We start from the raw sequence: 6,095 nt of genomic DNA, 5'->3' as shown, positions 1-6,095 counted from the left end.
CATAAAAAGTTACAAAATAAATTGTTTCTATAGGTATATAAGTGTTATTATTAATTTATAACAAAATAAAAAGAGCAACTATTGGTAGTAGTTGCCCTTAAATGTTTGGTAATAAAACGTTGGCACACGTTTATTTAATATCAAATTTATACTTGTATTATATAATGAATGATTACTTAGTGCAAGTATTGAAGTTATTATATGAACGGAAAATATATAAAAGCGTTTTATTACCTCTTACCAATTTAAAATTCGGAAAGAGGTTTTTTATTATGACAAATGAAGAAAATCAAAAATTCACAAAACTACACAAATTCTTATTTACAGACAACAAGTTCAAAGCTATGAGAGCCAAAAGTAAATTACTCTATGCGATTATTACTGAACGTCAAAGTTTAACAATTGCTTATGCAAAAAATAACCAAGATCAATCTCAATTTTTAGATGAAAATAATCGTTTATTTTCAATATATTCAAATTCAGATTTAAAAGGTATGCTACATGTTTCTGAACCTACAATTATAAATTTAAAAAAAGAATTGATTGAATATGGTCTTTTAGAAGAAATAAGAGTTCCTACTTCAAATAATCGATTATATCCCAAAAAGCCATATGATAAATACTATTATCTAAATGATATTGATGAGTTTTATCGTTTGCCTTATGCACTTTTTGATAATCCATTTTATAATAAACTATCGCCCGATGCTATTATTACTTACGCTATTTATCTAAGTCGTTATGAATATAGTGTATTTAAAGATATTTTTTACGATAAAACACATAATATTTACTGCGTGATGCCAAATCAAGAAATTGCAAAATTTTTGAATATAAATCGTAAAAAAGTGGCTAGGCTCAAAAATGAGTTAATTGCTTATGGATTAATAGAAGTAAAACCTTCAAAAAGAGCAGATAAATTATATGTAAATCCTCCAAAACAGCGTAATGACAACAAACTTAAAAAATGGGACATTGCAAACTTAAAAAATGGGACATTGCAAACTAAAGATATGGGACATTGCAAACTTAAAAAATGGGACGCTAGTTATACTGATCTTAGTAACACTAATATTAGTGTTATTGATTCTAATGATATGAATGATATAAGAGAGGCAAATATAGAAGATACAAAACCTAATCAACCAAATCATACAGATCATTTACAAAAGCAATCCGATGAAGAAGCTTTAAAACATTTAGAACTTCAGGAAATGCCCGAAGATACAAAAAGATACATGAATAATTTTAGTGCTAAAGAAATACAAATCATTAAATCAGTTATACTAAAAGCTAAGCGTTCGTTTAATGATTTGTATGGTGAAGTGTATATGCTTGAAGATATGGATGATGAATTATTTACGGTACTTAAAAGATTCAAAGGTATAATGGTTAAAAAACAAGAAAAATTGGAAAATATGCAAGGATATTTAATGCGCTCTATTTTGTCCGAATTAGAAGAAATGCGCTCAACGAATATGCGTAGAAAAAACTTTGAAAACAGCCCACTCAACGTATTTAAATCATAAAATACAAGAAAAAAGGGGAACGATAGGCTATGAATTTTTCGTTAGTGAAAAGCTAGAGAACTGCAAATATAAGTATATCAAAGCGATTAACGATTATATAAAACAAGAAAAATCTCATATTATCGGTATCGATTTAGGCAAATACCATTACTTAACAGCGTCAAATATAGACCGATCTTTTGTTTTTGTCGATAAACATAACACGCTCTTCCATCTTTTTAGAAAATACGAGAGACGTATTGCTAATAAGCAATATGATAATAGCGAAGCTTATTCTAAACTGAAAACAGGACTTAAAAGCCATATCAATCAAGTTGTTAACGAAATGTTAGAACAAACGTCCAATCGTTTTCAAACCGTCTTTGCATTAGATGATCATGGTTCAAGTCATTTATCTTTTCCTAGTTTGGTATTTGACTTAACTTATTTTGCGATTAAGCAGCGAAAAAATGAAAGTGACGAAATACTGATCGTTGATGAAAGTTTCACGTCTATTGAATGTCCAATATGCCATGATAGAAATCAGTACAACAGAACTAATAAAAATAAGTTTAAGTGTACAAAATGTGGATTCATACATCAAAACAATGATATTGTAGCTGCTAGCAATATAGCAAAGAAAGGACAATTATTAAATTCTTAATATAAAGGGGGGATAAAATGATGAATAATAAACAAAAAGCGAGGCTAAAACATTACAAAAACTATGATTATCCAAAACAAGCGTATGCTTTCTTTGATCATAAAAAGGTAAAAGTTGTTTTAAATAATGGAGAATCATTTACGGGGTATATTGTTAAAGAATATACGTACGAAATATTATTAGTGAAAAGCGATGGCATCAAAGATCCAAAAGATAATGAATTAGAGAAACGTACGCTCATTCCTAAACACTCGATTGCTTATACGACCAATTTCATTCATTTACCTCAAGAATAAAGAATAATTAAAATTAGTTATATTGGTTTTGAGGGGATTTTTAGCGTGAATATAGGTCAGAATCTTTAGTTCGACCTTTATATTCATGCTGTAGCAAACGAACAAAGTGAGTGCGGTAGAATCATACCTAACGTAGCAAAATAAAAAATAATTATGATAATCAATAATGTTTCTCTGCACTATCATGTGCTAGAGTGAAATTAGAGAATTAATAGTCCAATCAAAACATATTCTCTTGTCATTTTGTATAATATTGCTTCCAAAGCCCTAACTACTATTTGTAGTTAGGGCTTTTAATTTCTGGATATAAAAATAACCCCACACCTTATTAGGTGTAGTGATTTAAAAGGTAATATACACAAGAAAATATAAATAAAATAAGAGATGATAAGCGAAAGCACTCTATTTAGTGTTTTTCCTAAATAAATGTTGATAAAAATTTTGATGACTAATGTGTCTTGTTAAAGGTTTTTATTAATATATGTTTCACGTAGAACAGTATTGGTTTTAAGTGATTAGTCGTCGCGATTTTCATCACTTTTTTTTATGTTTAGGAGCCAATATATCTCTAATAATATAAATAATTGTCATTAAAACTATAAAACCAATAGACCATTTAACATCTGGAAAATCAGTGAAAATTAGGTTCTGTTGCAAAGTTGAATTTATAGTATAATTTTAACAAAAAGGAGTCTTCTGTATGAACTATTTCAGATATAAACCATTTAACAAGGATGTTATCACTGTAGCCGTTGGGTTCAAGAATATGCCCCAATTTTATATCAAATTTGGAAGAAAAAGCATAAAAAAGCTTATTACAAATGGCGTATTGATGAGACGTACATCAAAATAAAAGGAGAATGGAGCTATTTATATCGTGCCATTGATGCAGAGGGACATACATTAGATATTTGGTTGCGTAAGCAACGAGATAATCATTCAGCATATGCGTTTATCAAACGTCTCATTAAACAATTTGGTAAACCTCAAAAGGTAATTACAGATCAGGCACCTTCAACGAAGGTAGCAATGGTTAAAGTAATTAAAGCTTTTAAACTTAAACCTGACTGCCATTGTACATCGAAATATCTGAATAACCTCATTGAGCAAGATCACCGTCATATTAAAGTAAGAAAGACAAGGTATCAAAGTATCAATACAGCAAAGAATACTTTAAAAGGTATTGAATGTATTTACGCTCTATATAAAAAGAACCGCAGGTCTCTTCAGATCTACGGATTTTCGCCATGCCACGAAATTAGCATCATGCTAGCAAGTTAAGTGAACACTGACATGATAAATTAGTGGTTAGCTATATTTTTTACTTTGCAACAGAACCTATAATCATCTCTTTTTTTATTATATGTAATCTCTAACTTACGAACATATCCTTTTATAACATTACCTACTTTTTTCTTTTTATAAGTTTTCTAAAAGAATTGTTGTAACGTTTTATTTCATTTTCTAATTCATCACTCATTACATTAGGTGTAGTCAAAGTTAAAAAGATAAACTCTTTATTTTCTTGCTGCTTAATATATTGCATCATCAGAGATAAACCCAACGCATCTTTTCTAGCTTTTCTCCAAGCACAGACAGGACAAAATCGATTTTTACAAGAATTAGCTTTATATAATTTCTGTTTTTCTAAAGTTTTATCAGCTACAAAAGACAGAAATGTATTGCAATCTTCAACTAAATCCATTTGATTCTCTCCAATATGACGTTTAATAAATTTCTGAAATACTTGATTTCTTTGTTTTTTCTCAGTATACTTTTCCATGTTATAACACATAAAAACAACTTAGTTTTCACAAACTATGACAATAAAAAAAGTTGCTTTTTCTCCTTTCTCATAATGTTTTTAGATTCGACACCTAAAACACTACATGAGTATGCTGAAAAAAGCAACTTTTTTTGGGTCTAAAACCAGGCATATCAATGCTTTAAGGGTAACTAGCCTCGCCGGCAATAGTTACCCTTATTATCAAGACAAGAAGAAACTCGTTTCACTCGTTTTAAAAAAAACAAAAAAACGGAGTTGATTTTATGATTCTACAAATTTTTTATAGAGCTATAATTCCCTTTGCTGTAATGAGTTTTATTTCCTTAATTCTATTGCTACAAGAAAAAAATTACCAAGCAAAAGGTACATTTATTACAAGTCTTATAATATTAATTTTAGGATTAAGCTCTTTTATATACGAAATTAATACGCTAAATTTGAAACAAAAAACCATTGTTCATTTCGTTCTAATGCTTGTTACAATCTATCCAATTTTACTTCTCAGTGGATGGTTTAAATTAAATGTTTTTTTAGACTATTTAAAAGTTTTTGGTATATTTATAAGCTTCGGAGTAGCATTTTGGATAATATTTTTACTAATTTCAAAATTAACAACTAAATAAATATTGCTTTATTCCAATTGCTTTATTGACGTTGAGCCTCGGAACCCTTAACAATCCCAAAACTTGTCGAATGGTCGGCTTAATAGCTCACGCTATGCCGACATTCGTCTGCAAGTTTAGTTAAGGGTTCTTCTCAACATCAATAAATTTTCTCGGCATAAATGCGTGGTCTACTTTTTATTCTTACTCACTTTGATAGCAAAAAATGCCATTCCAATACAAAACCACATACCTATAATCGATAACCACATAGCAGCCATAGAATCACTCCTTTTTAGCAAACTTTATCACAAGAACTATTTAAATTTTAAATACCTTTATTTTGAATTTTAAGGGGGCATTTTAAAGATTTAGGGGTAAATCATATAGTTTTATGCCTAAAAATCTACATAAGCTTTTAAAACGCAAATATGAGCCAAATAAATATATCTTAATTTCACAAACTAAAATTCGAGCAAAACCAGTGTCGAATTTTTGAGACACTGCCCAGTTACATGCAAATTAAAATTTTCATGATTTTTTATAGTTCCTAACAGGGTTAAAATTTGTATAACGAAAGTATAATGTTTATATAACGTTAGTATAATAAAGCATTTTAACATTATACTTTTGATAATCGTTTATCGTCGTCATCACAATAACTTTTAAAATACTCGTGCATAATTCAACAGCTGACCTCCCAATAACTACATGGTGTTATCGGGAGGTCAGCTGTTAGCACTTATATTTTGTTATTGTTCTTCCTCGATTTCGTCTATCATTTTGTGATTGATTTCTCTTTTTTCTTGTTCTGTTAAGTCATAAAGTTCACTAGCTAAATACTCTTTTTGTTTCCAAATATAAAAAATTTGATAGATATATTCGGTTGGATCAATTTCTTTTAAATAATCTAAATCCCCATTTTTTAATTTCTTTTTAGCCTCTTTAAATAATCCTGAATAAACTAATACCTGTTTACCTTTAAGTGATTTATAGAATGCATCAAATACTTTTTGATTTATTAAATAATCACTATCTTTACCAGAATACTTAGCCATTTCATATAACTCTTTATTATTATTTTGTCTTATTTTTTGAACTTGAACTTGTGTGATTTCTGAAATGCCAGTTACATCACGCCATAAATCTAACCATTCTTGTTGACTAATATAAGACTTTGTATCTTTAAAATATGATTTATTCACTGCAATTAACACATGAAAATGAGGGTTATAATCA

At 28.9% G+C, this 6,095-nt stretch carries 5 protein-coding genes and 2 pseudogenes; 5 read left to right on the top strand and 2 right to left on the bottom strand.

Annotation, left to right across the window (positions count from 1 at the left end; translation table 11 throughout):
• Positions 1–272 precede the first annotated feature (272 nt).
• The 4 genes and pseudogenes from SOJ_RS13600 to SOJ_RS14280 all read left to right on the top strand — a co-directional run bounded on the left by SOJ_RS13600 (position 273) and on the right by SOJ_RS14280 (position 3,749).
• Positions 273–1,529, top strand: a complete 1,257-nt coding sequence (locus SOJ_RS13600) for a replication initiator protein A (RefSeq protein ID WP_002508707.1) — start codon at positions 273–275, stop codon at positions 1,527–1,529.
• Positions 1,495–2,172, top strand: a complete 678-nt coding sequence (locus SOJ_RS13595) for a zinc ribbon domain-containing protein (protein ID WP_002508706.1) — start codon at positions 1,495–1,497, stop codon at positions 2,170–2,172. The genes SOJ_RS13600 and SOJ_RS13595 overlap by 35 nt, the downstream gene beginning before the upstream one ends.
• Positions 2,173–2,189: 17 nt before the next feature.
• Positions 2,190–2,468 (top strand): hypothetical protein, encoded by a 279-nt coding sequence (locus SOJ_RS13590; protein ID WP_002508705.1) that lies wholly within the window; start codon positions 2,190–2,192, stop codon positions 2,466–2,468.
• 700 nt (positions 2,469–3,168) lie between these two features.
• Positions 3,169–3,749 (top strand): annotated as a pseudogene (locus tag SOJ_RS14280) (IS6 family transposase).
• A gap of 59 nt (positions 3,750–3,808) precedes the next feature.
• Here SOJ_RS14280 and SOJ_RS13580 read toward each other — a convergent pair.
• Positions 3,809–4,251: pseudogene (locus SOJ_RS13580) on the bottom strand (protein rep); the annotation flags it as partial.
• A gap of 266 nt (positions 4,252–4,517) precedes the next feature.
• Between SOJ_RS13580 and SOJ_RS13575 the strand changes: the two are divergent.
• Positions 4,518–4,877, top strand: coding sequence for a DUF3021 family protein (locus SOJ_RS13575; protein WP_037539689.1), 360 nt, complete (start codon positions 4,518–4,520; stop codon positions 4,875–4,877).
• Between the two features lie 731 nt (positions 4,878–5,608).
• On the opposite strand, the gene SOJ_RS13570 is transcribed toward SOJ_RS13575, so the two are convergent.
• Positions 5,609–6,095, bottom strand: a 487-nt coding sequence (locus tag SOJ_RS13570; RefSeq protein WP_037539688.1) for a protein rep, incomplete at its 5' end; no start/stop codon positions are given.

Origin of the sequence: Staphylococcus sp. OJ82, assembly GCF_000294465.1 — a bacterium.
GTDB lineage: Bacteria > Bacillota > Bacilli > Staphylococcales > Staphylococcaceae > Staphylococcus > Staphylococcus equorum.
This window is presented reverse-complemented; position numbering and strand designations above follow the sequence as displayed.

What these genes read in the sequence shown, in the direction of transcription:
- SOJ_RS13600 (WP_002508707.1), top strand. Translation starts at nt 273, where the DNA reads ATGACAAATGAAGAAAATCAAAAATTCACAAAACTACACAAATTCTTA.
- SOJ_RS13590 (WP_002508705.1), top strand. Translation starts at nt 2,190, where the DNA reads ATGATGAATAATAAACAAAAAGCGAGGCTAAAACATTACAAAAACTAT.
- SOJ_RS13575 (WP_037539689.1), top strand. Translation starts at nt 4,518, where the DNA reads ATGATTCTACAAATTTTTTATAGAGCTATAATTCCCTTTGCTGTAATG.